Below are 25965 nucleotides of genomic sequence, written 5' to 3'. Positions count from 1 at the left end.
GCATTGCTGTGCTACCGGGCGCAGCCGGGCAAGGAACTGGCGGCGCGCTCGGTCATTTCAAAACAGCCCGCTTACAACTTCACCAGCTGCTTGCCGAAGTTGCGCCCTTTTAAGAGGCCGATGAACGCTTCCGGCGCGCTGGCCAGGCCATCGGCCACGGATTCGCGGAATTTCAGCTTGCCCGTCGCCACCAGGGAACCCAGTTCCGCCAGTCCCTGCGGCCAGAATTCCGGCTGCTCGGAAACGATAAAGCCGCGCACGGTGAGGCGGTTGGTGAGGATCAGGCGGGCATTGTCGAGCGGCGTCGGCTCGCCGTTGTAGCCGGCGATCCAGCCGCACACGGCCACGCGGCCAAACGCATTGGTACGCGCCAGCGCCGCATCGAAGATCGCGCCGCCCACGTTTTCAAAGATGGCGTCGATGCCGTCGGGCGTCGCCGCCGCCAAATCGGCCTCCAGATTGCCCGCCTTGTAGTCGACGCAGGCATCGAAACCCAGTTCCTCGACAACATAGCGGCATTTTTCCGCCCCGCCCGCGATGCCGACGACACGGCAACCTTTCAATTTCGCCAGCTGGCCCACGACGCTGCCCACGGCGCCGCTGGCGGCCGACACGACCACCGTTTCGCCCGCCTTCGGCGCCATGATCTGGTTCAAGCCATACCAGGCCGTCATGCCCGGCATGCCGACGGAACCGAGGTAAGCCGAAGCAGGAATGTGTGTCGTGTCGACCTTGCGCAGCATCGTGCCGTCCGATACAGCCACTTCCGTCCAGCCCAGGGTACCCACGACCATGTCGCCCACGGCGAACTTCGGATGCTTCGACTCAAGCACGACGCCCACCGTGCCGCCGATCATCGTTTCATCGAGCGCCTGCGGTGCCGCATAGCTTTTATTGGCACTCATGCGCCCGCGCATGTAAGGGTCGAGCGACAGGTGCTGGTTACGCACCAGCAACTGGCCATCCGTGATGGCGGGAATCTCTTGAGTTTCCAGGCGAAAATGTGCCGGGTTGACTTCCTCCGTGGAGGCAGGACGCGAGGCGAGGACGATGCGTTGGTAGGTGGTCATGAATGCTCCTGTCAATAAAGTTGATGACTACTATTGATATTCACGACACCGAACAAAACCGTAGCGAGCGGAAGGGAGAGGTGGTCGAGACGCGCAACCGTACTCTAGTACGGTGAGCATCGCAGGCCGCCTATACCGACGCGCAGTAGGTTTGGTTCGGTGTCACTACACTTCGTAGTCCATGCATTGCCGCGCTTCCCGCACCGCCCCAAAGAACGGCTTGATTTTCACGTGCTCGGGATGGTTCTGGTAAGCATCGAGCGCTTCGCGGCTGGCGAATTCGCTGTACAGGACGATGTCGTAGGTCGCTTCCAGGCCCGGCTGGGCCACGGCGGCTTCGAATTTCAGGATGCCGGGCACCAGGCCGGAACAGGAATCGAGCAGAGCCTTGAGTTTCAAGGCGTTCGTGGCGCGGTCGGCGCCTTCGGCTTGGTCTTTGAGTTTCCAGAAAACGATGTGCTTGATCATGGTGGCAGGCTGCTTGTTTATTAATGAAGCATTACTGTAACCGCTATCGGCGCGCCTTGCAGGAACCGGGCGCGCAATGCAAACGGGCGGCTCTGGAAGCCGCCCGCAGACCGGGTTCACGCAAACATCACAGCACTTCGAACAGCCCTGCAGCGCCCTGCCCGCCGCCGATGCACATGGTCACGACCACGTATTTGACGCCGCGGCGCTTGCCTTCGATCAAGGCGTGGCCCGTCAGGCGGGCACCCGACACGCCGTACGGGTGGCCGACGGCGATCGCGCCGCCGTTGACGTTCAGGCGGTCCATGGGAATGCCCAGGGTATCGGCGCAATACAGCACTTGCACGGCAAACGCTTCGTTGAGTTCCCACAGGCCGATGTCGGCGACAGTCAAGCCCGCCTTTTTCAGCAGTTTCGGAATCGCGTAGACGGGGCCGATGCCCATTTCATCGGGTTCACAGCCAGCCACGGCAAAGCCGCGGAAGATGCCCAGCGGCTGCAAGCCTTTCGCTTCGGCCACTTTCGCATTCATGACGATGGCCATCGAAGCGCCATCGGAAAACTGGCTGGCATTGCCGGCGCTGATGACACCACCAGGAATGGCCGGGCGGATCTTCGCCACGCCGTCGTAGGTCGTGTCGGCACGGATGCCTTCGTCGGCGGCAATCGTCACTTCGCGCGACACCAGCATGCCGCTGGCCTTGTCGGCCACGCCCATGATGGTGGTCATCGGCACGATTTCCGCGTCGAACAGGCCGGCGGCCAGGGCGCTTGCTGCGCGCTGCTGGCTTTGCGCGCCGTAGGCATCCTGGCGCTCGCGCGAAATCTGGTAACGCTTGGCAACGGTTTCGGCCGTCTGCAGCATGGGCCAGTACAGTTCCGGCTTGTGCTGCTGCAGCCAGACTTCACGGTACATATGCGTATTCATTTCGTTTTGCACACAGGAAATCGATTCCACGCCGCCCGCCGCATAGATATCGCCTTCGCCGGCGATGATACGCTGCGCGGCCAGGGCGATGGCCTGCAAGCCCGACGAGCAGAAACGGTTGACGGTCATGCCGGCCGTCGTCACGGGGCAGCCGCCGCGCAAGGCCACCTGGCGCGCGATATTGCCGCCTGTCGCGCCTTCGGGAAAGGCGCAGCCGACCAGCACGTCCTCCACTTCCTCCGCCTCGATGCGCGCGCGCTCGACGGCGGCCGCCAGCACGTGGCCGCCCAGGGTGGCGCCATGCGTCATGTTGAACGCGCCCTTCCAGGACTTGGCCAGGCCCGTGCGGGCGGTCGATACGATGACGGCTTCATTCATGCTGTGTCTCCTTGTGGGAAATATTATGGGGTGAGATATCTGTGGAATGAGAATAGCACATTTAAGTACGGTCGTTCGCAAACTTCTGCCGAACACCAATTTGTAAGCTTGGTGTAAGTTTCAAGCAAGCATGACGTAAGGTTCGGAGAACACACTCGCCTCCAGCTGTTGCAAGAATGGTCAAAAAGACCGCGGCACCAGTTCACTATAAAACATAGGGAGACAAACCATGGCATCACCATCCGGCTCGGCCGACGTACGGAAAACTTCGACCAAGGGAACGCCGATTACGCCCGAGGAACGCAAGGTCATCTTTGCGTCCTCGCTCGGCACCGTTTTTGAATGGTACGATTTTTATCTGTACGGTTCGCTCGCTTCCATCATCGCCAAGCAATTCTTCATCGGCGACCCCACCACCACCTTCATTTTCGCGCTGCTGGCCTTCGCAGCCGGCTTCATCGTGCGTCCGTTCGGCGCGCTGGTCTTCGGCCGTCTGGGCGACATGATCGGCCGCAAGTACACCTTCCTGATCACCATTCTGATCATGGGCGGCTCCACCTTCATCGTCGGCTTGCTGCCGGGCCACGCGTCCATCGGCATCGCCGCGCCGATCATCCTCGTCTTCCTGCGCATCCTGCAAGGCCTGGCGCTGGGCGGCGAATATGGCGGCGCAGCCACCTATGTGGCCGAGCACGCGCCTGAAGGCAAGCGCGGCGCGTTCACGGCGTGGATACAAACGACGGCCACTTTGGGCTTCTTCCTGTCGCTGATGGTCATCCTGGGCACCCGCCTGGCGACCGGTGAGAAAGATTTCGAAGCGTGGGGCTGGCGCATTCCCTTCCTCGTCTCCGTCATCCTGCTCGGTATTTCCGTGTGGATCCGCCTGGCCATGAATGAATCGCCGGCGTTTTCCAAGATGAAGGCCGAGGGCAAGACCTCGAAAGCCCCGCTGACGGAAGCGTTCGGCCAGTGGAAAAACCTGAAGATCGTCATCCTGGCCCTGATCGGCCTGACCGCCGGCCAGGCTGTCGTCTGGTACACGGGCCAGTTCTACGCCCTGTTCTTCATGATCCAGACCCTGAAAGTGGACCTGGCAACGGCCAACGTGCTCGTCGCCATCGCCCTGCTGCTGGCCACGCCGTTCTTCCTGTTCTTCGGCAGCCTGTCCGACCGCATCGGCCGCAAGTACATCATCCTCGGCGGCTGCCTGATCGCCGCGGCCACCTACTTCCCGATCTTCAACGGCCTGACCCACTTCGCCAACCCGCAGCTGGAAGCGGCTCTGAAGAACTCGCCAGTGGTGGTCGTGGCCGATCCCGCTTCCTGCCACTTCCAGTTCAACATGACGGGCACGAAGAAATTCCCATCGTCGTGCGACATCGCCACCGGCTTCCTGTCGAACAGCTCGGTGAACTACACGAAGGAAGACGCACCGGCCGGCAGCATCGCCAAGGTACGCATCGGTACGAAGGAATTCACGTCGTTTAACGCCGTCATGACGCCGGACGGCCTGAACTTCGATGCGGACAGCAAGGCCAAAGAAGTGGCGCTGAAGAAAGAACTGGGCGCCGGCATCAAGGAAGCGGGCTACCCTGCGAAAGCCGATCCGGACCAGATCAACAAGCCAATGGTCGTCTTGCTGCTGTTCATCCTGGTGCTGTACGTGACCATGGTGTACGGCCCGATCGCCGCCATGCTGGTGGAAATGTTCCCGACGCGTATCCGTTACACCTCGATGTCCCTGCCCTACCATATCGGTAACGGCTGGTTCGGCGGCTTGCTGCCGACCACAGCCTTCGCGCTGGTGGCTTTCAAGGGCGATATCTATTACGGCCTGTGGTATCCGATCGTCGTCGCCCTGGCGACTGTCGTGATCGGCACCCTGTTCGTCAAGGAAACGAAGGACAACAATATCTACGCCGACGACTGATACGGCGCAAGCCCCGGCCGCAAGGCCGGGGCCCGCAAAGCAAAACGCCGCTGACTGGTCAGCGGCGTTTTTTTATTATACGGTGGCAAGCTTATTTGTCGCTCTTGCCCTTTTTCAGCTGGTCGCGCTGCTGCACGTATTCCTGGTAGCTGGTCTGGTTGCGCTTGCGGCAGGCATTGCGGTCGTCGAAATTATTGAGGCTGTTGCAGTACTCGCCGATCTTGTCCCGGTTCGCGTCATACAGTACTTCGCAGCCGGTCATCGCCAGCAAGAAGGGAACGATCAGATATTTCATTGCTACTCTCATGGATAGGGACGGGATTGCGCGAAAAAACACCAGATTGCCCGCTGGATAAGCAAGCAGCTTTATCTTAACGCGATCCCAGCGGAAAGTACAAGCGCTCGGTATTACTAAATGGAAAGGATTCCCGGCGCAACGAGCTGACCGGCGCTGGCATCCTCGCTCAACAGCGGATTTCCAGCGGCGAACGCCGCCAGGTGCTCGAGCAGCACGCGCACGCGGGCCGGCAGGTAGCGCCGCTGCGTCCACACGGCATACACGTGGCGCGGCTGCGGCATCCAGTCGGGCAGGACGCGCACGAGGCTGCCGCTGGCCACTTCGTCGCGGCATTGCAGAAGCGGACACAGCAGGATGCCGATGCCTGCGTCGGCCATCTCCACGGCCAGGCGCATTTCATTGACGCGCAGGCGCGCCTGCGGTTCGATCACCATTTCGGCGCCGTCGCCGGGCCGGCGCAAGCGCCAGCTGCGCAGCGGCTCGGCCACGATCAGCTCGTGCTTTTCCAGTTCCTGCAAGTCGCGCGGCACGCCGGCGCGCGCCAGGTAGGCTGGCGCGGCCACCATCACCAGCGAAGCGCTGCCCAGCCGGCGCTGCATTAGCGAGGAATCGTCGAGCGCGCCAACGCGGATGGCCAGGTCGGCGCCGCTGCCCACCAGGTCTTGCAGCAGGTTCGACAGCTCCAGTTCCAGGCGGATGTCCGGGTACTGCTGCATGAAGCTGACCCAGGCCGGCGTCAGCAAGCCGCTGGCGAAGTTGACGGGCGCCAAGACGCGGATGCTGCCCGAGACGGCCGACAGGCTGGCGTCGAGCTGCTGCGTCGCTTGCCGCAAGGCGTGTACCAAGGGACGGCATTGCTCATAGTATTGCCAGCCTTCCGCCGTCGGCTGCAGGCGGCGCGCGCTGCGGTTGAGCAAGCGGTAGCCGAGCTGGCTTTCCAGCTTTTGCAGCCGGCGCGTGACGGTAGCGGCGGGCAAGTCTTCCTTGACGGCCGCCGCATGCAGGCTGCCCGCCTCGACAATGGAGACAAACAGGGCTAAATCATCAAGCATGATTCGTCGAGCATGATTGCATTTTCGGAATTTGAAATTAAAAATATGGCTCTAGTATAGATTGCTGCAAGTTGTTACGCTGCCATATCTTCACCATTTGAAAGTGCTCCATGTCCGAAGCCCTGCGTTTGCGCTGCGTATTTGCCTTCCTGATGTCGCTGCTCATGACCCTGCTGATGAGCGCCTGGGTCACCTGGCTCAATATCGGCCTGCAGGCCGATTTCCTGCCCCGCTGGCGCCATGCCTTCTTTGCCGCCTGGCCCGTGGCCTTCTGCGCCGTGATGCTGTTCGCCCCCCGCGTGCAGCTGATGAGCCGCAACATCGTGGCCCGGCTCGCCAGCCGCGCTTGACCGGCAGTCGTCCGCCGGCAGTACCACTCGGTCACTCCCGCCCACGGCCGCCCTGATCCGGGCTATGCTATAGCCGTCTTCTTTACTGCGGAGTGCCCATGCTCGATCACGTTTCCCTCACCGTCAGCGACCTGGAACGCGCCGAGCGCTTCTATGACGCCGTCTTTGCCGCGCTCGACGTGCCCAAGGTGGGCAGCGACCATGCCAACGCCTGGATAGGCTATGGCGAGCGCAGCGACGCGCAGCATCCTGAACGCAGCTACTTTTCCGTGCGCCTGGGCCCGCAGCCCGACGACGCGCCGCGCCGCCATTGCTGCTTCAAGGCTTCCTCGCGCGCGGCCGTGGAAGCGTTCTGGCAGGCGGGGCTGGCGCACGGCGGCATCGACCTGGGCGCACCGGGCCTGCGCCACTATCACGCCAGTTATTACGCGGCCTTTTTGTTCGATCCGGACGGCAACCGCATCGAAGCCGTCTGCCATCGTGCCGACGCCGGCTGACAGGACGGGAAATCCGGCTCTGTTCGGCATTTCCACTTCGGGACGATTTGCCTATAATGGCTGGCACGCCATACCGGTCCGTGAACAAAGAAGGAGATTCATGCATCATCTATTCGTCGGCCGCCCCGCGCGCACCATGCTCTTCTCCAGCGCCGGCTTGCTGCTGGCTGGCTGTTTTTCCGGCTGCTCCCTGTTGCCATCCACGCCAGTCACGCCAGGCGTGCCGGCCACGGCGGCCCTGCCCGACGCCAGCATCGCCTATACCTTGAGCGGCCAGAGCGGCTTGCCCGTGGTCTTCCAGTCGGCCATGGGCGACGGCAAGGACGTGTGGTCCAAGGTCGTGCCCGAAGTGGCCCGGCAGCACCGCGTGCTCGTGTACGACCGTCCCGGCTACGGCGACAGCCAGAAAACCACCACGCCGCGCGACCCCTGCACCATCGCCGCCCAGCAGCGCGCCCTGCTGGCGCAAGCGGGCCTGAAGCCGCCGTATGTGCTGGTCGGCCATGGCTTGGGCGGGCTGTACCAGTATGTGTATGCGAGGCTGTATCCGCAGGACGTGGCCGGCCTCGTCCTGCTCGATCCTACCCACCCGCAGCAGTGGAACCGCCTGCAGACGGACGCGTCCACCTACGCCATGCTCGTCAAAACGCGGCGCAAGCTGATGTTCAACAGTACGGAATCGGCCGAATTCGATGCCCAGACGCAGTGCCTGCAGCACGTCGACATGAGCAGCCCGCTGCGCGTGCCCGCCATGCTGCTGGTGCGCGACAAGTTCGGCATCGAGGAAATGGGTTCGTTCGAGAACGTGGTGCGGGCCCAGGAAAAGGATTGGCAGCGCCTGTCCGGCGCACCCGCCATCGAGCGCATCACGGGCGCCGGCTATTACATCCAGAAAGACAACCCCGTCATCGTCAACGAGGCGGTCAAGATGGTGGCGAAGAAGAAGTAGTGGCGTCGGATTACGCGGCGATTGAACCCCTTGTCGACGCGTAGGTCGGATTAGCGTGGCGAAGCCACGCGTAATCCGACAACACCGTGGCCGTTTAGCTATTAAAACCCTTGCCCTCGCCCGCCAGTTTCACCAGCAGCGGCGCCGGCGTCCACGCTTCGCCGTGGCGGCCCTTGGCATAGCCGGCAATCGTGTCGAGCACGTTCGGCAAGCCGACCGTGTCCGCATAGAACATCGGGCCGCCGCGGAACAGCGGGAAGCCGTAGCCCGTCAAATACACCATGTCGATGTCCGAGGCGCGCAGGGCGATGCCCTCTTCCAGGATGCGCGCGCCTTCATTGACGAGCGCATACACGAGGCGTTCAACGATTTCCTGGTCGCTGATCTTGCGCCGCGCCACGCCGATGTCGGCGGAGTGCTGGATGATCATGGCGTTGACCTGCTCCGATGGATACGCCTTGCGGTCGCCCGGCTTGTAGTCGTACCAGCCGGCGCCCGTCTTCTGGCCGTAGCGACCCAGTTCACACAGCAGGTCGGCCGTCTTCGAATACGTGACGTCCGGTTTTTCCACATAGCGGCGCTTGCGGATGGCCCAGCCGATGTCGTTGCCGGCCAGGTCGCCCATGCGGAACGGGCCCATGGCGAAGCCGAATTTCTCGACCGCCTTGTCGACCTGTTCCGGCAGACAACCCTCTTCCAGCAGGAAACCGGCTTGGCGGCTGTATTGCTCGATCATGCGGTTGCCGATGAAGCCGTCGCACACGCCCGAGACGACACCTGTCTTCTTCAGCTTTTTCGACAGCGCCAGCGCGGTGGCCAGCACGTCCTTGCCAGTCTTCGCGCCGCGGACGATTTCCAGCAGTTTCATCACGTTCGCGGGGCTGAAGAAATGCGTGCCGACCACGTCTTGCGGGCGTTTGGTAAACGCGGCGATCTTGTCCAGGTCCAAAGTCGATGTGTTCGACGCAAGGATGGCGCCCGGCTTCATGACGGCGTCGAGCTGTTTGAAGACGGTTTCCTTGACGCCCAGCTCTTCGAACACGGCTTCGATGACGATGTCGGCTTGCGCAATGTCGGCATACGCCAAGGTGCCGGAAACGAGCGCGATGCGCTGCTCGGCCTTCTCCTGCGTCAGCTTGCCCTTCTTGACCGTGTTCTCGTAATTCTTGCGGATCGTGGCCAGGCCATTGTCCAGCGCTTCCTGTTTGGTTTCCAGCAGCATCACGGGGATGCCCGCGTTGGCGAAGTTCATGGCGATGCCGCCGCCCATGGTGCCGGCGCCGACGATGGCCGCGCTGGAGATCGCGCGCACTGGCGTGTCGGACGGCACGTCAGGCACCTTGCTGGCGACACGCTCGGCAAAGAAGGCGTGGCGCAGGGCTTTCGACTCGGGCGACTGCACCAGCTGCATGAACAGTTCGCGCTCGTACTTCAAGCCGTCGTCGAATTTCATCGTCACGGCGGCCGCCACGGCATCGACGCATTTGAGCGGTGCGGGGAACGGGCCGGACATGGCTTTGACGGTATTGCGCGAAAACTGCAAGAAAGCTTCGTGGTTCGGGTAGTCCACCTTGCGCTCGCGCACTTTCGGCAGCGGACGCACGTCGGCCACTTTCGTGGCGAAGGCCACGGCGGCGGCCAGCAAATCGGCGCCAGGCGCGATGACTTCGTCGAACAGGGCCGTGCCGGCCAGTTTTTCGGACGCGGCGGGCGTGCCCGAGACGATCATGTTCAGGGCCATTTCCAGGCCCAGCACTCGCGGCAGGCGCTGCGTGCCGCCCGCGCCCGGCAAGATGCCGAGTTTGACTTCCGGCAAGGCCATCTGCGCGCCAGGCGCGGCCACGCGGTAGTTGCAACCGAGCGCCAGCTCCAGGCCGCCACCCATGCAGACGCTGTGGATAGCCGCCACGACCGGCTTGGTCGATTGTTCGACGACGTTGATCAGGGTGTGCAGGGTCGGTTCCGTGAGCGCCTTGGGCGAATTGAATTCCTTGATATCGGCGCCGCCCGAAAAGGCCTTGCCGGCGCCCGTGATGACGATGGCTTTGACGGCCTCGTCGGCCAGCGCCTGGCGGATGCCGGCCACGGCGGCCGTGCGCGTCGCCAGGCCCAAGCCATTGACGGGCGGGTTGGCCAGGGTAATGACGGCAACAGCGCCGTTCACTTGATATTCAGCACTCATGTCTCTTCCTTATTGATTTTTGCTCAGCGATGAGGTGGTTGCAAGGGATGAAGCTTCACTATACCGCATAAAAGAACGCTCGTATTATTTTTGTCGTGGCGCGCCCGGCGCCAGCATGCTACGCCATGGTACAACATCGTTTGCGGAAAGATTCTGCTGCAAGCGGCAAGCTCTTGTAGAAGCTATCACTTGGATATTCATTTAAATAATAAAACCACAACAATAATAACAACGTTTTATTATGTAGAAGAATGGGTTTGTTATATGCCGACATGGGGCAATTACGACAGTTTTTACATTATTTATTCCCGCCCCTTGTTTTTCGCCAGACGCTGGGGAATAATAAAATTGTTGATTCAAATCAATACTCTACAATTTATCTACTAAAGGCAAACCGCAGGGCGAACACTGACGGCCGTTGATCGCGCACATTCTCACCGATTATCACCAGATGCCGGCAATGCAATAACATCGCCGCCTTAATCCCTGCCTTAAACCGATAGCGGAAAAAATAATAACAGCAGCCTTATCGTTCCCATTCCTCTTCTCACCCCGAAGGAAATACTATGGACGCAGCCAGCCATGTCAGCCACTCGCAGGATCTGGACTTACAAGCGATAAATACTGCATTGAACCGTGTCCAGGCCGTCATCGAATTCGAGCTTGACGGCACCATCCTGCATGCGAATGACAATTTCCTGCGCGTCGTCGGCTATACCCTGGCCGAAGTGCAAGGCAAGCACCACGCCATCTTCTGCGACCCCGAGTATGTCAAAACGGACGAATACAGCAACTTCTGGGCCAAGCTGGGACGCGGCGAATTCGACCAGGGCGAATACAAGCGCCGCGCCAGGGATGGGCGCGAAGTGTGGATCAATGCTTCCTACAATCCCATCCTCGACGCGGACGGCAAGCCGTATAAAGTCATCAAGTTCGCTACCGACATCACGGCCCTGAAAAAACGCAATGTCGAATACGAAGGCAAGGTCAGCGCCATCAGCAAGGCGCAGGCCGTGATCGAATTCGACATGCAGGGCAATGTGCTGGACGCCAACGACAATTTCCTCGCCGTCATGGACTACGACTTGAGCGATATCCAGGGCGAGCACCACCGCATGTTCTGCGAACCCGAGTATGCCAGCAGCACCGAGTACAAGAAATTCTGGCAAAAGCTCAACCGCGGAGAATTCGACGCGGGCCGCTACAAGCGGCTGGGCAACCATGGCAAGGTGGTGTGGATACAGGCCACCTACAACCCCATCCTGGACCTGAACGGCAAACCGTATAAAGTAGTCAAGTTCGCCATCGACATCACGGACCAGGTGAACCTGGAAAACAGCATCCAGGCCAAGGCCGCCAACGACAGCCGCAAGGTCAATGCCCTGCTCGACTCGGTGGCGCGCGCGGCGCAAGGCGACCTGACCTGCAATATCGTGCCCGAAGGCAGCGAACCGATCGATTTGCTGGCCGGCGGCATCAGCAAGATGATCGTCGACTTGCGCGGTGTGATCGGCAACGTGGTGTCGGCCGCCAACGGCTTTGCCGACGCGTCGAACGCCATCGCCGAACGGGCCACGGGCGTGGCCGTGGGCACGCAGGCGCTGGGCGCCACGGTGGAAGAAATGAACGCGTCCATCGACGGCTTGACGTTTTCCATCAATTCCATCGCGGAAAACACCTCGAACGCCGATTCCCTGGCGAAAGCCACGCAGCAGGAAGCGGAAGCGGGCGCGCGCGCCGTCGCCAAATCGATCGAGGCGATGGACTTGATCAACCGCTCGTCGGAAGACATCGGCGAAATCGTCAAGGTCATCAGCGAGATCGCCAACCAGACCAACATGCTGGCCTTCAACGCGGCCATCGAGGCGGCGCGCGCGGGCGAACACGGCCTGGGCTTTTCCGTCGTCGCAGACGAGGTGCGCAAACTGGCCGAGCGCTCGTCGCAGGCGACCAAGGAAATCTCCAAGCTGATCAACGAATCCGTCAAGCGCGTGTCGACAGGCAGCGAGATTTCACGCCAGGCCAGCGACGCCTTCGACAAGATCGTCTCGGGCGTGGCGAAGACCACCCTGGCCATTTCCGACATCTCGAAGGCGGCCAACGAGCAGCTGCTGACGGCGCGCGAAGTGTCCACTGCCATCCAGTACATCGCCGAGGAAACGGAAAAGTCGGCCGCCAACTGCGACAGCATCGCCCGCTCGACCGATGGCTTGAACGAGCGCGCAGGCAGCCTGAACCAGACTGTCTCCGGCTTCGTGGTGTAGGCGATGAGCCACGCGGCCACCTTGACGCCCGAGGTGCTGACGACCCTGATCGCGCTGGTACGCCAGCACACGGGCATCGCCATGACGGCGCGCAAGAGCGTCTTGCTGGAACGGCGTTTGCAGCCACGGCTGCAGGCGCTGTCCCTGCACAGCTACCAGGCTTACCTGGAGCGCGTGGCCAGCGACCGCGACGAGGTGGCCCATTTCATCGACCTGGTGACCACCAACGACACCCTGTTCTTCCGCACGCCGCAGGTCTGGGATTACTTCCGCGACCGCTACCTGCCCGCCTGGGTGCGCGCGCATCCGGACGGCTGCCTGGCCATCTGGTCGGCGGCGGCGGCCAGCGGCGAGGAACTGTATTCGATCGCCATGCTGTGCGAGCAATTCAAGCTGCAAGTGCCGTCTTTCCGCTACCAGATCCTGGCCAGCGACATTTCGCAGCAGATCCTGGGCGCGGCGCGGGCCGGCCAGTACAGCGGGCGCTCCGTCGAGCGCATCCGCTTGTCGCACCCGGACTTGCTGCGCAAATATTTCACGCCAGCACCGTATGGCGTCCAGGTCAACGAGGAATTGCGGCAACACGTCAGCTTTGCCCAGCATAACCTGCTCGAAGCGCTGCGCCCGGCGCGGCAGTTCGACCTGGTATTCCTGCGCAATGTGCTCATCTATTTCGATGCCGAGCACCAGGAAACCGTGCTGCGCCAGGCGCGCGTGAGTCTCAAGGATGAAGGCCGGCTGATCCTGGGCGAATCGGAAACCATCACCCGACTCGGCACCGGCTACCAATTCGAGTTTCCCATGATTTATAAGGCGGGTACCGCATGAGCATCATCATCGATCATCGCCTGCCGCTGCACCATGTCGGCATGGGCCAACTGAGCGTGGGCACGCACGGCGAGCAGCTGCAAGCCTTGCTCGGCTCCTGCATCGGCATCGGCTTCATCTGGAAGAATGGCCCATGCTGCGGCCTGGCCCATTGTCTGTTGCCGGAAGCGCCCGGCGCCGATAACGCCCTTGGCGCGCGCTATGTGAGCCAGGCCGTGCCTTCGCTGCTGCGCCTGATGGGCGTGCGCCAGGCCGATTACCCCGATATCGACGTGGTGCTGGCGGGCGGCGCCAGCATGTTTGGTCCGCGCAACGGGCGGCTGCAGATAGGCAGGCAAAACGCGGAAGCGGCGCAAAAATACCTGGACCAGTGCGGCTTGCACGTCAGCTTTTGCGCGCTGGGCGGCCGCCACGGGCGCCAGTTGCTGATCGATTGCGCCCGGCACAGCTACGCCGTCACCGATGTGGTGGCGCAACCTGAATTGATTCCACGCAAGGAAGGCGCATATGGATATGCATGAAGCGACGGGCTTGCAAGCGCAGGGCACAAGCGACACGGCCACCGAACTGTTCGGCTCCTTCCACCTGGGCGGCGATGAATTCGCCCTGCCCGCCAGTTGCATCCGCGAAGTGGTGAACTACCCCGCGAAAGTCACCGCCCTGCCCCTGTCGCCCGCGTATCTGGAAGGCATGTTCACCTTGCGCGGCAGCGTCATTCCGGTGGTCAACCTGGGCCGCCTGTTCCGCGCCGATGCGCCGCGCGCCGTGGCCACGGACAAGATCGCCATTCTGGACTTCCAGCAAGTGCTGATCGGCATCGTCTTCCAGGATACGGGAGAAATCCTGCGCGTGCCCGCCAGCGCCCGCAGCGCCCTGCAATATGCGGCCGGCGACAGCCATGCCGTCATCGCCGGCACGATCCTGCTCGATGGCGGCGCGCGCCTGCTGCAGGTGCTCGACCCGCACGCCCTGCTGCGCATTGAAAACGTGCCCCATGTGCTAGCCCTGCAGGCAACGGGCGCCAAGCTGAGCACGGCCCGCTACCACGCGCAAAGCGAACGCCGCCAGTGCGTCAGCTTCCACGCGGCCGGCGCCACGTTTGCCTTCGAAATGCTGGCCATCCAGGAAATCATACGGGTGCCGGAACTGCACAGCTCCCTGCTGAATAGCGAGCTGTGCCTGGGGCGCATGCATTTTCGCGGCAGCCAGGTGGCGGTCGTCGATTTCGGCGCCCTGCTGCAGGCGCCCGCATCCGGCACGGCGGCGATTGGCGACCAGCGCGTCATCGTCGTGCGCCTCGAGGACACGACCGTGGGCTTCCTCGTCGACTCCGTCGACAGCATCGTGCATTTCTTTGGCGACGAGGTCTTGCCGATTCCCCTGCTGAGCAAGGCGCGCGCCGCCATGTTCGCCGGCTGCATCACGAAAGAGGGGCTGGGCGACATCATTTTCCTCGACCACAAGGGCATCCTGTCGCAGGCGGAAATTATCGAGATGCGCGACGGCCATGCGCGCCTGTATCCGGCCGAGACGGAAACGGCGGCCGCCACGCACAAGGCGCAGCGCCGTGTCTACATCACGTTTACGGTGGAAACCCGCTTCGCCGTGGAAATCGGGCAAGTGCGCGAAATCATTGATTTCAGCGGCGCCATCACGACGCCGCCGGGCATGCCGGCCTGCATGCGGGGCATGCTCAACCTGCGCCAGCAAATGATCAGCATCATCGACCTGCGCCAGCTGTACGCGATGCCGGCCTTGCCGGACGCCAGCGCCGGCAAGATATTGATCGTGGAACGGGGCGCCGAGCGCTACGGTTTCCTCGTCGACCACGTCGACAACATCATGACCATCTCCGACAGCCAGCGCTTTGCGGCGCCGCAAATCATCCGCACGGGCGCGCACGAGGACTTGCGCAGCGAAATGGATGAAATGATCGATATTGGCACGGACGCGCAGCGCCAGACCCTTTCCCTCTTCCAGTGCGATCATCTGCTGGAAAAGCTGGGGGCCGCGCTGCCGCAGGCGGCCTAGCTTGCTTACATCCCCGGCAGCCGGTGCCCCTTGAACTGCTCGCGCAGCTTGTTCTTCTGGATCTTGCCCGTGGCGCCCATGGGCAAGGCGTCGATAAACAGCACGTCGTCGGGCGTCCACCACTTGGCGATCTTGCCCTCGAAAAATTGCAACAGCGCTTCGCGCGTGACGGTCATGCCGGGGCGCAGCACGACGACGAGCACGGGGCGTTCGTCCCATTTCGGGTGGAACACGCCGATGCAAGCCGCCTGCAGCACGGCCGGGTGCGCCATGGCCAGGTTTTCCAGGTCGATGGTGCCGATCCACTCGCCACCCGACTTGATCACGTCCTTGCTGCGGTCCGTGATCTGCATGTAGCCATCCGTGTCGATGGTGGCCACGTCGCCCGTGGGGAACCAGCCATCCTGCAACACCTCGCCGCCCTCGTTCTTGTAATACGACGAGATGATCCACGGCCCCTTCACCAGCAGGTGGCCATACGCCACGCCATCCCACGGCAATTCCTTGCCGTCGTCGTCGACGATCTTCATGTCCACGCCGTAGATCGCATGGCCCTGCTTTTGCAGGATCTTGCGCTGCTCGTCCTTCGGCAAGTCCAGGTGCTTGGTCTGCAAGCCGCCCGCCGTGCCCAGCGGCGACATTTCCGTCATGCCCCAGGCGTGGATGACTTCCACGTCGAACTTGTCGATCAGGGTATCCATCATGGCTGGCGGACACGCCGCGCCGCCGATCACGGTGCGGCGGAAGGTGGAAAATTGCAGATTATTCTGCAAGGCATGGTTGAGCAGGCCCAGCCAGACGGTAGGCACGCCGGCCGAGAACGTTACTTTTTCCGCCTCGAACAGTTCATACAACGACTTGCCGTCCAGCGCCGCGCCGGGAAACACCATGCGCGCGCCGGACAGGGGCACGGAATATGGCAAGCCCCAGGCATTCACGTGGAACATGGGCACGACGGGCAGCACGGTGTCTGAAGCGCGTACGTTCAGGGCGCTGGGCATCGCCGACGCGTACGCGTGCAGCACGGTCGAGCGGTGCGAATACAGGGCGCCCTTGGGATTGCCCGTCGTGCCCGACGTGTAGCACAGGGTGGCGGCCGAATTCTCGTCGAACAGGGACCAGGTGTAGTCGTCGGAATGCGTGGCGATCAAGTCTTCATAGCACAGCAGATCGGGGATGGTGCTGCTGGCGGGCATGCGCTCGCGGTCGCACATCAGCACGAAATGGCGCACGAAGGTGCACTCGGCGGCGATCTTCTCCACCACGGGGAGGAAAGTCAAATCGAACAGCAAGACCTGGTCTTCCGCGTGATTGGAAATATAAGCGATCTGGTCGGGAAACAAACGCGGATTGATCGTATGCAGCACGGCGCCCGAGCCGGACACGGCATAGTACGCTTCCAGATGGCGATAACCATTCCAGGCCAGGGTGGCGACCCTGTCGCCCATGCCGACACCGAGGCCATGCAAGGCGTTCGCCAGCCGGCGCGCGCGCTGGTGGCAATCGCGGTAGGTATAGCGGTGCATATCGCCTTCCACCCGCCGCGAAATGATTTCGCTGCCTCCATAATGACGCGCTGCAAACTCGATAATGCTGGAAATCAGCAGGGGCTGATTCATCATCTGGCCCATCACTGGACTCAAGGGGAATGCCGACATCGTGTCTCCTGGGTTGGATACTCGGTTATTGTTGGAATTTAAAGATTTTCCCTAGTTTCGTACGGTCGTGCGGAAATCGTCAACGCATTTCGATATTGCGATGCAGCATGGAATTTTCGGTTCCGTTTTTTGCCGCGCGGATACCCACTACAGCGCCCGGCGCACGCCTTGGCGCTGTGCGGTAAAATCGCATTCCAGGCTGGCGCACCGTGCCAGTCCATCTTACTGACTGGAATTGCCATCACCGCTCATACCTTACCACTGGATAATGCCTTTGCGGCCTTGCCGCCCGCGTTCTATACGCGCTTGATGCCCACGCCCCTGCCCGCCCCGTATTTCGTGGCCGCGAGCGCGCCAGCCGCGGCCCTGATCGGTCTCGATGCGGCGCGCCTGGCCGAGCCCGATTACGTAGCGCTGCTGAGCGGCAATGCCGTGGCCGAGCGCTCGCAACCGCTGTCGGCCGTGTATTCGGGCCACCAGTTCGGCGTCTGGGCCGGCCAGCTGGGTGATGGCCGCGCCATCCTGCTGGGCGATATCGCCACGGCTGATGGCCCGATGGAACTGCAGCTGAAAGGCGCCGGCGCCACACCGTATTCGCGCATGGGCGATGGCCGCGCCGTGCTGCGCTCGTCCATCCGCGAATTCCTGTGCTCGGAAGCCATGGCGGCGCTGGGCATTCCCACGTCGCGTGCGCTGTCCATCATGGGTTCACAGCAAGGCATCATGCGCGAAACCGTCGAGACGGCCGCCGTCGTCACGCGCATGGCGCCCACTTTCGTGCGCTTCGGCTCGTTCGAACACTGGTTTTACCGCAAGCAGCCGGACGAGCTGAAAATCCTGGCCGATTACGTTATCGATGGTTTTTATCCCCATTTGCGCGCCGCATCAAATCCATATCAAGCCTTGCTGGCCGAAGTGTGCGTGCGCACGGCGCACATGATTGCGCAGTGGCAAGCCGTGGGCTTCATGCATGGCGTCATGAATACGGACAATATGTCGATCCTGGGCTTGACCCTCGATTACGGTCCCTTCGGCTTCATGGAAGCGTTTGACGCCGAGCACATCTGCAACCATACGGACCAGCAAGGCCGCTATTCCTACGCCAACCAGCCGCAGGTGGGCCACTGGAACTGCTATGCGCTGGGCCAGGCGCTGCTGCCGTTGATCGGCGAAGTGGCATTGGCGCAGGCGGCGCTGGACAGCTACCAGCCCGCTTTTGCGGAGAAGATGAATGCCCTGCTGCGCGCCAAGCTGGGCTTGCAAACGAGCCAGGACGACGATACGCAGCTGTTCGACAGCATGTTTGCGCTGATGCAAGCCAATCACGTGGATTTCACGAACTTCTTCCGCGCCCTGGCGACACTGCAGGTGGCGGCCCCCGAGCACGACACCGTGCTGCGCGACATGTTCATCGACCGCCCCGCCTTCGATACGTGGGCGGCACAATACCGCGCGCGCCTGCGGCAGGAGCACAGCGTCGATGCCGAGCGGCAAGCGGCGATGAACCAGGTCAACCCGAAATACGTGCTGCGCAACTACCTGGCGCAAGTGGCCATCGAGAAAGCCCAGCAGCAGGACTACACGGAAGTGGCGGCATTGCTGGAAGTTTTGCAAAAGCCATTTGACGAACAGCCCGAACACCAGCACTATGCGGCCCTGCCGCCCGACTGGGCCAGCCACCTTGAAGTCAGTTGCTCATCCTGAGGAGTCATTATGACCACGAATAAAGTCAAGAAAACCGACGCCGAATGGCGCGCCATGCTCGATTCGATGCAATACGAAGTCACGCGCCACGCGGCCACGGAACGGGCCTTCACGGGCAAGTTCTGGGACCACCATGAACATGGCGTCTACACCTGCGTCTGCTGCAACACCCCCCTGTTTGCCTCGGACACCAAGTTCGACTCGGGCTGCGGCTGGCCCAGCTATTTCCAGGCACTCGACCCGGCCAACGTGACGGAAATCGTCGACCGCAGCCATGGCATGGTGCGCACGGAAATCGTCTGCGCCGTCTGCGACGCCCACCTGGGCCACGTCTTCCCGGACGGCCCGCCGCCAACCGGCTTGCGCTATTGCATCAATTCGGCATCGCTGCGCTTCGATCCGCAACCGTGAGACACTGGAATGGCGGGCGGGCATCTTGCTCCTAAGCCATTCCTAAGATGAATGTAACAAGACCCGTGTAAAGTCTCGCCATGAAATTTCTATTCGACCTATTCCCCCTGATCGCCTTCTTCGCCGCCTTCAAGCTGGGCGGCATGTATGAAGCGGCCACGCACGATTTCGTGCAGCAATATCTGTCCGGCTTCGTGTCTGGCGGCTTGATCAAGGCCGACCAGGCGCCGTGGATACTCGCCACCCTCGTCGGCATCGTCGCCACCGCCTGCCAGGTCAGCTATCTGCTGCTGCGCGGGCGCAAGGTGGACGGCATGCTCTGGCTGTCGCTGTTCATCTTTGTCGTGTTCGGCGGCGCCAGCATTTATCTGCATGACGATTTCTTCCTGAAATGGAAGCCGACCCTGATCTACTGGCTGTCCGGCCTGGCCCTGCTGATCGCCCACGTGGGTTTCAAGAAAAACCTGATCCGCAAGACCATGGAAGCGCAAGTGCAATTGCCCGAAGTTGTGTGGAACCAGCTGCTTGCCGCATGGATCATCTTCTTTGGCGCCATCGGCGCACTGAACCTGTTCGTGGCCTTCGTGCTGTACAAGGGCGACATGGCCGCCTGGGTCAGCTTCAAGGCGTTTGGCGCGACGGGCATCTTCTTTGCCTTTATCGTGGCGCAAACCCTGTTCCTGGCCAAACATATCAAGGAAGACGCATGATGAACTCCACCACTGAAAACACCGCGCCGGAAACGCGCATGCAGCGCATTCGTACCCGCCTGGAAACGGCACTTTCCCCTCTGGAATGTGTGCTGGAAGATGACTCGGCGCGCCACCGGGGCCATGCGGGCGCCGCCTCGGGCGGAGGCCATTACAATCTACGCATAATTTCTAGTCAATTTGAAGGGCTCAGGCTCGTCATGCGCCATCGACTGGTGTATGATTCCGTGCACGATATGATGCATAATGAGATACATGCATTGGCGATTGTGGCCCTGGCGCCGTCCGAAGTAGTGTAAGGACGGCGTTTTTGGCGTACCGGGGCAACTTGGTATGCCGTTTGCCGCAAGCGCCATGCACGCGTTTTCTTCCCATGCGTTTTTTACGAAACTTTCCCTAACAGGATTTAATAATGACTTTTAAGCCAGCCCGCTTGCTGATCGCACTACTCGCCGTTGTCGCGGTACCTGTTTTTGCGCAAAATGTTGCCGTTGTTAATGGCAAGCCTATCCCATCGTCGCGCGTTGATGCAGTCGTCAAGCAAGTCGTCGCCCAAGGCCAGCAACCGGATTCGCCGCAACTGCGCGAAATGATCAAGAAAGACTTGATCGGCCGTGAAGTGCTGATGCAAGAAGCGGAAAACAAAGGTTTCGGTAAAGATGCAGCAGTCAAGCAGCAAATCGAGAACGCACGCCAGGCCATCGTCATCAACGCCCTGGTCGGCGACTACCTGAAAAAGAACCCGGTCAACGACGCTGAAATCAAGGCCGAATACGACAAGTTCGTGGCCCAGACCGGCGACAAGGAATACCACGTGCGCCACATCCTGGTCGGCACCGAAGCGGAAGCGAAAGACATCATCGCCAAGCTGAAAGGCGGCGCCAAGTTCGAAGACCTGGCCAAGCAATCGAAAGATACCGGCTCGGCCGACAACGGCGGCGACCTGGACTGGGCAGCCCCATCGTCGTTCCCGAAAGTATTCTCGGACGCCTTCGTGAAACTGCAAAAAGGCCAGGTCACCGACACCCCGGTGCAAACGCCTAACGGTTTCCACGTAATCAAGCTGGACGACACCCGCGCGGCAAAACTGCCGACCCTGGAAGAAGTCAAGCCACAGATCGCCGAAGCGCTGCAGCAAAAGAAACTGCAAGCGTATCAGGAAGAAATGATCAAAAAAGCGAAAGTTCAGTAAGAACTGACCTCCCCGGCGCCCTTTTCGGCGCCGGTCGTGTATTCTGCGCCTGAATGCGCACTGCGCGACAGCCGCGCGTATCGATTTTTAGTATATTTATTAGGAATGAACATGATTTTGAAGCCAGCCCGTTTGATCTTAGCCCTGGTCGCCGTTGTAGCGATCCCTGCGTTCGCGCAAAACGTCGCCACCGTGAATGGCAAGGCCATCCCGTCGTCGCGCGTTGACCAGGTCGTCAAGCAAGTCGTCGCCCAAGGCAAGCAAGCGGATTCTCCGCAATTGCGCGAAGCCATCAAAAAAGACCTGATCGGCCGTGAAGTGCTGATCCAGGAAGCCGACAAGCAAGGCTACGGCACGCGTCCGGAAGTCAAGTCGCAGATCGACAATGCCCGTCAAAGCATCATCATCAACGCCCTGCTGGCCGACTACGTCAAGAAGAACCCTGTCAAGGACGCTGAAATCAAGGCAGAGTACGACAAGTTCAAGGCACAAGCGGGCGACAAGGAATACCATGCACGCCACATCCTGGTGGCCACCGAAGCGGAAGCGAAAGACATCATCGCCAAGCTGAAAGGCGGCGCCAAGTTCGAAGAACTGGCGAAAGTATCGAAAGACGGTTCCGCAGCCAATGGCGGCGACCTGGACTGGGCTAGCCCAGCTTCGTACGTGAAGCCATTCTCCGACGCCATGGTTGCTTTGAAACCAGGCCAGGTCACGCAAACGCCAGTGCAATCGCAATTCGGTTTCCACGTGATCAAGCTGGAAGAAACCCGTCCGACGAAGCTGCCGGCACTGGAAGAAGTCAAGGGTCAAGTGGCCGAGTCGCTGCAACAGAAGAAACTCGCCGCCTACCGCGACGAACTGATGAAAAAGGCCAAGATTCAGTAATACTGGATAGGCATGAAAAAGCGCTCCTTGGGGCGCTTTTTTTACGCCTGAAGAAAGCGAGATGAAATGGATCTACATGCAGAATTAAAAGCCGCGCTGGAAGCTGCTGCCGAACCGGGCCGCGCGGCGCCCATGCAGGCGTATATGCGCGACCAGTTCGTTTTCCTGGGCGTTGCAGCGCCGCAGCGGCGACTGGCCACCAGGGACTTGCTGGCGGGCTTGAAGGGCATCGATGCCGCGACCTTGCTCGAGCACGCGCAGCTGCTGTGGCAACAGCCGGAACGCGAATACCAGCACGTGGCGCTCGACATGCTGGCGCTGCACTGGCGCCAGCTGAACATCGGGCAAATCCCCGCCCTGCTCGGCCTGGCACGCCAGCGCGCGTGGTGGGACAGCGTCGACGGCATGGCGGGTATCGTCGGCGAGGTGCTGCAGGCGGAGCACCAGCGCGGCGGCGACGGCCATGCGCACATGGATGACGCGCTGCTCCATGAAGACTTCTGGCTGCGCCGCATCGCCATGCTGCACCAGCTGGGCTGGCGCGCCGACACAGGTGCCGGCTGGCTATTCGGCGCGGCGCTGGCGCTGGCCCACGAAGACGAGTTTTTCATCCGCAAGGCCATCGGCTGGGCCCTGCGCGATTACGCGCGCCACGCGCCGGCAGAGGTGCTGTTTTTTGCAACGAAGCACCGCCAGCAACTGTCTGCGCTCAGCTACCGCGAGGCGTTGAAGCACCAGCCACACTGAACGCCGACCCGCCCAGCAGACGCAGCACGGCGTCGATGCGCGGCGCGGCATCCCAGGCCGGCACGGACGCCAGCAAGCCCAGCGCCATCTGCCGCAGCGGCTCGGCAATCACCATGGCCAGCAGCAGGCCAGCCAGTTCAGGCGCATTGCTGATCGTCATGTGGCCGCGCGCGGCCTGGCGGCCCAGCCATTCGGCCAGCATCGCCGTGCCCCGCTCGATGCCGTTGCGCTGATACACGGCCAGCAAGTCCGCACGCGCGGGAAACTCCGTGCACAGCAGGCGGAACAGGCCCACAGCATCCGCCGTCAGCACGCGCGCCGCCATCGCCTGCAATATCTCTTTTAACAGAGGCAAGACGTCACCAGGCCCGGCCGCATCGTGCGCCATGGCAGGCAGGAACGCATCCGTCCAGCCGCGCACCACCAGGGCGACCAGTTCCTCGCGGTTGGCCGCGTATTGATACAGCGACTTCTTGGCCATGCCCGCGTGGCGCGCCACCGCTTCCATGGTCGTGGCCGCATAGCCTTCGTGCAGCAGCAGCCAGGTGGCCGCTTGCACAGCCGCCTCGCGCGCTTCCTCGGGCGGGCGCGCCGGACGGCCCCGTCCACGCACAGCCTTGCTCTCTTCTTCCTGCATGCCGACTCCAAGCTTGATCGATGGGCAATTTTACACTGAAACATATTTAGGAAACGAAAATCGTTTCTTTAATATATAATTGGTCCACCCCAACAAAGGAGAACGATATGACGAAACATATGGAATTCCCATGGAGCATCATCAGCACGGGCGACTTGCTCAACCCGTTTCCCTTGCACCTGGAAACCGGCATTACGCGCCTGGAAGACGGTTGTCTGCTGGTGGCGGCGCGCACGGAACTGCACGGCTGCAGCGGGCGCATGCTGGATTGGTGGTTTACGTTTTTCGAAACGACCCAGCACATCAAGTGGTGGCATCCGCACGACCACGTGGCACATCACGGCTGGAACAATGCGTGGAAAAAGGGAGAGAGTTACTATGGCGCCTCGATCGAGGCCGTGGAATCGCTGGGCGACATTCCGCCCGTGAAAGCCAAGCTGAAGTTCCATGATCCGAAGGAGGTATTTGATCCGGCGCAACTGCAGCAGGCCAAGGATAGCGGCACCCTGTCGGCTGCCATCTGCGCGCGCATCGGCTTTGGCGAGCACGTGCAACTGGACCCGCTGGGCGACCCGCTCGATGGCGAGATGCTGCATTTGACCCGTGATACGCCCACAGGCTGCGTGCTGCGCAGCCGCTTCTTGCTGGGCCGCAATAGCCTGGACCCCGTGCGCGACGTGCCCGAGGTACTGGGCCTGAATTTGCTGCGCCATTGCTACAGCGAATTTACCTATCTGTCGCGCTTCCTGCCATCGCTGTATTACGGTGAGCATGCCAACGGGGAAAAGGCGCCGCTGCCCTGGTAAAACATGGTTTTACAACTGCTTGTGCATGCGCGCCAGCGGCAGCTTGATGTCATCGGGCAAGTCGAGGTGAAACTCTTCCGTCACGGCAAAGCCTCTGGCCAGGTACAGCGGCACCCCGGGCAAGGTGGCGGCCAGTTCCAGAGCGGTAAAACCGGCGGCCAGCGCCTGGCGTTCGCAATGGCGCATCAGCATGCTGCCCAGGCCCTGGCGGGCGGCGCTTGGCTCCACAAAGAAGGCGCGGATGCGGCCCGGCTGGCTGGATGGGTCGAGCAGCGGATCCGGCCCGCTCTTGGCGCGGTCGGCGCCATACAGGGTGGCGCGCTGGCTCCAGCCGCCGCAAGCCAGCATGACGCCATCGCGTTCGATCACGAAATACGTCCGGTCCGCCACGAGCTGCGTATCGACGCCGAACACGTGGCGCGTCACGGCCTCGGCCTGTTCCTGCGTATAAAACCCCGCGCTCAGTGCCACGCCGGAGCGGGCGATCAGCGCATTCATGGCAGGCACATCGGCCGGCAACGCCACGCGCAAGCGCGTCAACGCGCCAAAGCTGAACCAGGCACGGCTGATGCGGCCCCGCTCCACCTCATACGTCGCCACCAGTTCCTGTGCCGACACGCCATCGTCCGTGTCGCCATGGACGATTTCATGGTCGATCACCAGCTTGCCGCAGGCTATGCGGTTGAGCAACTGCGCCCGCGGCCGGCTTGCCGCGAAACGGGCCGTGAAACGGGCGCCGATCTGCGTGCCGCCCTGCGCCAGCAAGGTATCGGGGTGCTGGAATTGCTGCGCATCATCTGCGTAGATGGCCAGCAAGGCCGGCACGTCGTGCGCGTTGTAGGCGTCCAGTTGCGCCTGGACCACCGCCGTTGGCGAAATGAGTGTATCGTTGGCAAGCGCCATGCGTGTACCTGTTGTGGAGTGGGTGGAAAGTTGCAAAGGGTAACATTGTCACCTCTTTCGCGACGCAGTTTACTGCGATAATAACAAGATTCGTCGCAAGAAACATATTCAGGCGTCACCAATCAATCGCAAATCGCAGCAGGAGTAAATATCATGAAATGGGAAGGCAATCGCGAAAGCGACAATGTGGAAGATCGCCGTGGCGAAGATGGTGGCGGAGGCGGCGGTGGCGGCTTTGGTTTTGGCGGGCGCTCGATCGGCATCGGCACCATCGTCATCGCCCTCGTCGGCTCGTATGTACTGGGCGTCAATCCCTTGACCTTGCTCAATCTGCTCAGCGGCGGTGGCGGCCAGGTCAGCACCCAGCAAAGCCAGTCCCCGGCGCGCCAGCCGCCCGAATCGGACGAGATGGCCCGCTTCGTGAAAACCGTGCTGGCCGATACGGAAGACACGTGGGGCGCCCTGTTCAAGGCCGAAGGCGGCAGCTATGTGAAACCCAAGCTGGTCTTGTTCTCGGGCAGCATCCCGACGGCCTGCGGCACGGGCCAGAGCGCCAGCGGCCCCTTCTACTGCCCCGGCGACCAGAAAGTCTACCTGGACCTCGATTTCTTCAATCTGATGCAGCAGCGTTTCAAGGTCTCGGGCGAATTCGCGGAAGCGTACGTGATCGCGCATGAAGTGGGCCACCACGTGCAAAACCTGATGGGCCTGTCGGAAAAGGTCGACAATGCGCGCCGCACGCAATCGGAGCGCCAGGCCAACGCCATGTCCGTGCGCCTGGAGTTGCAGGCCGACTGCTTTGCCGGTGTATGGGCGTATCACGCGAACAAGGACCGCAAGATCCTGGAACAGGGCGACGTCGAAGCGGCCCTCAAAGCGGCCACGGCCATCGGCGACGATGCGCTGCAGCGCCAGGCGCAAGGCCATGTCGTGCCGGACTCATTTACACACGGCACCTCTGAGCAGCGCGTACGCTGGTTCAGCAAGGGCATCGAGAGCGGTCAGATTGCCCAGTGCAATACGTTCGAGGCACGCCAGTTGTAGTGGCATCCGCGATCACCCACGCATGCCGCCCTGCGGTCCG

At 61.6% G+C, this 25965-nt stretch carries 26 protein-coding genes; 17 read left to right on the top strand and 9 right to left on the bottom strand.

Annotation, left to right across the window (positions count from 1 at the left end):
* Positions 1-71 precede the first annotated feature (71 nt).
* From KO538_RS16380 to KO538_RS16370, 3 genes are all read right to left on the bottom strand, one after another.
* The gene (locus tag KO538_RS16380) at positions 72-1070 is read right to left on the bottom strand and encodes an NADP-dependent oxidoreductase (RefSeq protein ID WP_219328981.1); all 999 of its coding nucleotides are present in this window, start codon (positions 1068-1070) and stop codon (positions 72-74) included.
* Positions 1071-1235: 165 nt separating this feature from the next.
* Positions 1236-1538 carry a Dabb family protein gene (locus KO538_RS16375; RefSeq protein ID WP_219328980.1) on the bottom strand — a complete coding sequence of 101 codons (303 nt, stop codon included), beginning with the start codon at positions 1536-1538 and terminating at the stop codon, positions 1236-1238.
* Between the two features lie 127 nt (positions 1539-1665).
* A complete protein-coding gene (locus tag KO538_RS16370) occupies positions 1666-2844 on the bottom strand; it encodes an acetyl-CoA C-acyltransferase (protein WP_034756118.1) in 1179 nt (392 codons plus the stop codon).
* A gap of 229 nt (positions 2845-3073) precedes the next feature.
* On the opposite strand from KO538_RS16370, the gene KO538_RS16365 reads away from it, so the two are divergent.
* Positions 3074-4774, top strand: coding sequence for an MFS transporter (locus KO538_RS16365; RefSeq protein ID WP_034756115.1), 1701 nt, complete (start codon positions 3074-3076; stop codon positions 4772-4774).
* Positions 4775-4865: 91 nt separating this feature from the next.
* Here KO538_RS16365 and KO538_RS16360 read toward each other — a convergent pair whose 3' ends face one another.
* Positions 4866-5069 carry a hypothetical protein gene (locus tag KO538_RS16360; protein WP_070302494.1) on the bottom strand — a complete coding sequence of 68 codons (204 nt, stop codon included), beginning with the start codon at positions 5067-5069 and terminating at the stop codon, positions 4866-4868.
* 116 nt (positions 5070-5185) lie between these two features.
* Positions 5186-6124, bottom strand: a complete 939-nt coding sequence (locus tag KO538_RS16355; protein WP_219328979.1) for a LysR family transcriptional regulator — start codon at positions 6122-6124, stop codon at positions 5186-5188.
* Between the two features lie 110 nt (positions 6125-6234).
* Here KO538_RS16355 and KO538_RS16350 point away from each other — a divergent pair, with 110 nt between their 5' ends.
* The 3 genes from KO538_RS16350 (at position 6235) to KO538_RS16340 (ending at position 7920) form a co-directional block, all read left to right on the top strand.
* Positions 6235-6474, top strand: a complete 240-nt coding sequence (locus tag KO538_RS16350) for a DUF2798 domain-containing protein (protein ID WP_034756106.1) — start codon at positions 6235-6237, stop codon at positions 6472-6474.
* A 98-nt stretch (positions 6475-6572) separates the two neighbouring features.
* On the top strand, positions 6573-6971 hold the full coding sequence (locus KO538_RS16345; protein ID WP_219328978.1) for a VOC family protein: 399 nt from the start codon (positions 6573-6575) through the stop codon (positions 6969-6971).
* Between the two features lie 100 nt (positions 6972-7071).
* Positions 7072-7920 (top strand): alpha/beta fold hydrolase, encoded by an 849-nt coding sequence (locus KO538_RS16340; RefSeq protein ID WP_219328977.1) that lies wholly within the window; start codon positions 7072-7074, stop codon positions 7918-7920.
* 94 nt (positions 7921-8014) lie between these two features.
* Here KO538_RS16340 and KO538_RS16335 read toward each other — a convergent pair whose 3' ends face one another.
* Positions 8015-10102, bottom strand: a complete 2088-nt coding sequence (locus tag KO538_RS16335) for a 3-hydroxyacyl-CoA dehydrogenase NAD-binding domain-containing protein (RefSeq protein WP_219328976.1) — start codon at positions 10100-10102, stop codon at positions 8015-8017.
* Positions 10103-10668: 566 nt separating this feature from the next.
* Here KO538_RS16335 and KO538_RS16330 point away from each other — a divergent pair.
* The 4 genes from KO538_RS16330 to KO538_RS16315 are packed head-to-tail and all read left to right on the top strand — an operon-like array spanning position 10669 to position 15225.
* Complete coding sequence (locus KO538_RS16330; RefSeq protein ID WP_219328975.1) at positions 10669-12366, top strand: PAS domain-containing methyl-accepting chemotaxis protein; 1698 nt, start codon at positions 10669-10671, stop codon at positions 12364-12366.
* A gap of 3 nt (positions 12367-12369) precedes the next feature.
* Positions 12370-13194: a protein-glutamate O-methyltransferase CheR gene (locus KO538_RS16325; RefSeq protein ID WP_034756091.1), complete on the top strand. Its 825-nt coding sequence runs from the start codon at positions 12370-12372 to the stop codon at positions 13192-13194.
* Positions 13191-13715: a chemotaxis protein CheD gene (locus tag KO538_RS16320; protein ID WP_219328974.1), complete on the top strand. Its 525-nt coding sequence runs from the start codon at positions 13191-13193 to the stop codon at positions 13713-13715. The genes KO538_RS16325 and KO538_RS16320 overlap by 4 nt, the downstream gene beginning before the upstream one ends.
* Positions 13702-15225, top strand: a complete 1524-nt coding sequence (locus KO538_RS16315; RefSeq protein WP_257620409.1) for a chemotaxis protein CheW — start codon at positions 13702-13704, stop codon at positions 15223-15225. Before KO538_RS16320 ends, KO538_RS16315 begins: the two co-directional genes overlap by 14 nt.
* Before the next feature lie 5 nt (positions 15226-15230).
* Here KO538_RS16315 and KO538_RS16310 read toward each other — a convergent pair whose 3' ends face one another.
* Entirely contained in the window at positions 15231-16883 is a 1653-nt protein-coding gene (locus KO538_RS16310; RefSeq protein ID WP_257620408.1) for a 3-(methylthio)propionyl-CoA ligase, read from the bottom strand.
* A gap of 261 nt (positions 16884-17144) precedes the next feature.
* Here KO538_RS16310 and KO538_RS16305 point away from each other — a divergent pair, with 261 nt between their 5' ends.
* The 7 genes from KO538_RS16305 to KO538_RS16275 all read left to right on the top strand — a co-directional run bounded on the left by KO538_RS16305 (position 17145) and on the right by KO538_RS16275 (position 22535).
* Positions 17145-18587 carry a YdiU family protein gene (locus KO538_RS16305; protein ID WP_219329128.1) on the top strand — a complete coding sequence of 481 codons (1443 nt, stop codon included), beginning with the start codon at positions 17145-17147 and terminating at the stop codon, positions 18585-18587.
* Between the two features lie 9 nt (positions 18588-18596).
* Positions 18597-18998 (top strand): peptide-methionine (R)-S-oxide reductase MsrB, encoded by a 402-nt coding sequence (gene msrB / locus KO538_RS16300; protein WP_034756083.1) that lies wholly within the window; start codon positions 18597-18599, stop codon positions 18996-18998.
* A gap of 80 nt (positions 18999-19078) precedes the next feature.
* Entirely contained in the window at positions 19079-19708 is a 630-nt protein-coding gene (locus tag KO538_RS16295) for a septation protein A (protein WP_219328973.1), read from the top strand.
* Complete coding sequence (locus KO538_RS16290) at positions 19705-20007, top strand: BolA family transcriptional regulator (protein WP_235194306.1); 303 nt, start codon at positions 19705-19707, stop codon at positions 20005-20007. The genes KO538_RS16295 and KO538_RS16290 overlap by 4 nt, the downstream gene beginning before the upstream one ends.
* A 113-nt stretch (positions 20008-20120) precedes the next feature.
* Complete coding sequence (locus KO538_RS16285) at positions 20121-20900, top strand: peptidyl-prolyl cis-trans isomerase (RefSeq protein ID WP_034756076.1); 780 nt, start codon at positions 20121-20123, stop codon at positions 20898-20900.
* A 111-nt stretch (positions 20901-21011) separates the two neighbouring features.
* Positions 21012-21788: a peptidylprolyl isomerase gene (locus KO538_RS16280; RefSeq protein ID WP_034756072.1), complete on the top strand. Its 777-nt coding sequence runs from the start codon at positions 21012-21014 to the stop codon at positions 21786-21788.
* A 66-nt stretch (positions 21789-21854) separates the two neighbouring features.
* Positions 21855-22535, top strand: coding sequence for a DNA alkylation repair protein (locus KO538_RS16275; RefSeq protein ID WP_219328972.1), 681 nt, complete (start codon positions 21855-21857; stop codon positions 22533-22535).
* On the opposite strand, the gene KO538_RS16270 is transcribed toward KO538_RS16275, so the two are convergent.
* The gene (locus tag KO538_RS16270; protein WP_034756065.1) at positions 22498-23172 is read right to left on the bottom strand and encodes a TetR/AcrR family transcriptional regulator; all 675 of its coding nucleotides are present in this window, start codon (positions 23170-23172) and stop codon (positions 22498-22500) included. The genes KO538_RS16275 and KO538_RS16270 overlap by 38 nt on opposite strands.
* Positions 23173-23279: 107 nt before the next feature.
* Here KO538_RS16270 and KO538_RS16265 point away from each other — a divergent pair, with 107 nt between their 5' ends.
* A complete protein-coding gene (locus KO538_RS16265) occupies positions 23280-23978 on the top strand; it encodes a DAPG hydrolase family protein (protein ID WP_257620407.1) in 699 nt (232 codons plus the stop codon).
* A gap of 9 nt (positions 23979-23987) precedes the next feature.
* On the opposite strand, the gene KO538_RS29425 is transcribed toward KO538_RS16265, so the two are convergent.
* Positions 23988-24881: a GNAT family N-acetyltransferase gene (locus KO538_RS29425; protein ID WP_257620406.1), complete on the bottom strand. Its 894-nt coding sequence runs from the start codon at positions 24879-24881 to the stop codon at positions 23988-23990.
* 153 nt (positions 24882-25034) lie between these two features.
* Between KO538_RS29425 and KO538_RS16250 the strand changes: the two genes are divergently transcribed.
* Positions 25035-25925 carry a neutral zinc metallopeptidase gene (locus tag KO538_RS16250; protein WP_219328971.1) on the top strand — a complete coding sequence of 297 codons (891 nt, stop codon included), beginning with the start codon at positions 25035-25037 and terminating at the stop codon, positions 25923-25925.
* The last annotated feature ends 40 nt before the right edge of the window (positions 25926-25965 follow it).

The organism is Janthinobacterium sp. NKUCC08_JDC, from assembly GCF_019345575.1.
Lineage (GTDB): Bacteria > Pseudomonadota > Gammaproteobacteria > Burkholderiales > Burkholderiaceae_D > Janthinobacterium > Janthinobacterium aestuarii.
Note: the sequence above shows the minus strand (reverse complement) of the source record. Positions and strands in the feature narration are given on the sequence as shown.

Excerpts from the sequence above, each read along its gene's own strand:
- KO538_RS16380 (WP_219328981.1), bottom strand. The coding sequence starts at position 1,070 with ATGACCACCTACCAACGCATCGTCCTCGCCTCGCGTCCTGCCTCCACG.
- KO538_RS16375 (WP_219328980.1), bottom strand. The coding sequence starts at position 1,538 with ATGATCAAGCACATCGTTTTCTGGAAACTCAAAGACCAAGCCGAAGGC.
- KO538_RS16370 (WP_034756118.1), bottom strand. The coding sequence starts at position 2,844 with ATGAATGAAGCCGTCATCGTATCGACCGCCCGCACGGGCCTGGCCAAG.
- KO538_RS16365 (WP_034756115.1), top strand. The coding sequence starts at position 3,074 with ATGGCATCACCATCCGGCTCGGCCGACGTACGGAAAACTTCGACCAAG.
- KO538_RS16360 (WP_070302494.1), bottom strand. The coding sequence starts at position 5,069 with ATGAAATATCTGATCGTTCCCTTCTTGCTGGCGATGACCGGCTGCGAA.
- KO538_RS16355 (WP_219328979.1), bottom strand. The coding sequence starts at position 6,124 with ATGCTTGATGATTTAGCCCTGTTTGTCTCCATTGTCGAGGCGGGCAGC.
- KO538_RS16350 (WP_034756106.1), top strand. The coding sequence starts at position 6,235 with ATGTCCGAAGCCCTGCGTTTGCGCTGCGTATTTGCCTTCCTGATGTCG.
- KO538_RS16345 (WP_219328978.1), top strand. The coding sequence starts at position 6,573 with ATGCTCGATCACGTTTCCCTCACCGTCAGCGACCTGGAACGCGCCGAG.
- KO538_RS16340 (WP_219328977.1), top strand. The coding sequence starts at position 7,072 with ATGCATCATCTATTCGTCGGCCGCCCCGCGCGCACCATGCTCTTCTCC.
- KO538_RS16335 (WP_219328976.1), bottom strand. The coding sequence starts at position 10,102 with ATGAGTGCTGAATATCAAGTGAACGGCGCTGTTGCCGTCATTACCCTG.
- KO538_RS16330 (WP_219328975.1), top strand. The coding sequence starts at position 10,669 with ATGGACGCAGCCAGCCATGTCAGCCACTCGCAGGATCTGGACTTACAA.
- KO538_RS16325 (WP_034756091.1), top strand. The coding sequence starts at position 12,370 with ATGAGCCACGCGGCCACCTTGACGCCCGAGGTGCTGACGACCCTGATC.
- KO538_RS16320 (WP_219328974.1), top strand. The coding sequence starts at position 13,191 with ATGAGCATCATCATCGATCATCGCCTGCCGCTGCACCATGTCGGCATG.
- KO538_RS16315 (WP_257620409.1), top strand. The coding sequence starts at position 13,702 with ATGGATATGCATGAAGCGACGGGCTTGCAAGCGCAGGGCACAAGCGAC.
- KO538_RS16310 (WP_257620408.1), bottom strand. The coding sequence starts at position 16,883 with ATGTCGGCATTCCCCTTGAGTCCAGTGATGGGCCAGATGATGAATCAG.
- msrB (WP_034756083.1), top strand. The coding sequence starts at position 18,597 with ATGACCACGAATAAAGTCAAGAAAACCGACGCCGAATGGCGCGCCATG.
- KO538_RS16295 (WP_219328973.1), top strand. The coding sequence starts at position 19,079 with ATGAAATTTCTATTCGACCTATTCCCCCTGATCGCCTTCTTCGCCGCC.
- KO538_RS16290 (WP_235194306.1), top strand. The coding sequence starts at position 19,705 with ATGATGAACTCCACCACTGAAAACACCGCGCCGGAAACGCGCATGCAG.
- KO538_RS16285 (WP_034756076.1), top strand. The coding sequence starts at position 20,121 with ATGACTTTTAAGCCAGCCCGCTTGCTGATCGCACTACTCGCCGTTGTC.
- KO538_RS16280 (WP_034756072.1), top strand. The coding sequence starts at position 21,012 with ATGATTTTGAAGCCAGCCCGTTTGATCTTAGCCCTGGTCGCCGTTGTA.
- KO538_RS16275 (WP_219328972.1), top strand. The coding sequence starts at position 21,855 with ATGGATCTACATGCAGAATTAAAAGCCGCGCTGGAAGCTGCTGCCGAA.
- KO538_RS16270 (WP_034756065.1), bottom strand. The coding sequence starts at position 23,172 with ATGCAGGAAGAAGAGAGCAAGGCTGTGCGTGGACGGGGCCGTCCGGCG.
- KO538_RS16265 (WP_257620407.1), top strand. The coding sequence starts at position 23,280 with ATGACGAAACATATGGAATTCCCATGGAGCATCATCAGCACGGGCGAC.
- KO538_RS29425 (WP_257620406.1), bottom strand. The coding sequence starts at position 24,881 with ATGGCGCTTGCCAACGATACACTCATTTCGCCAACGGCGGTGGTCCAG.
- KO538_RS16250 (WP_219328971.1), top strand. The coding sequence starts at position 25,035 with ATGAAATGGGAAGGCAATCGCGAAAGCGACAATGTGGAAGATCGCCGT.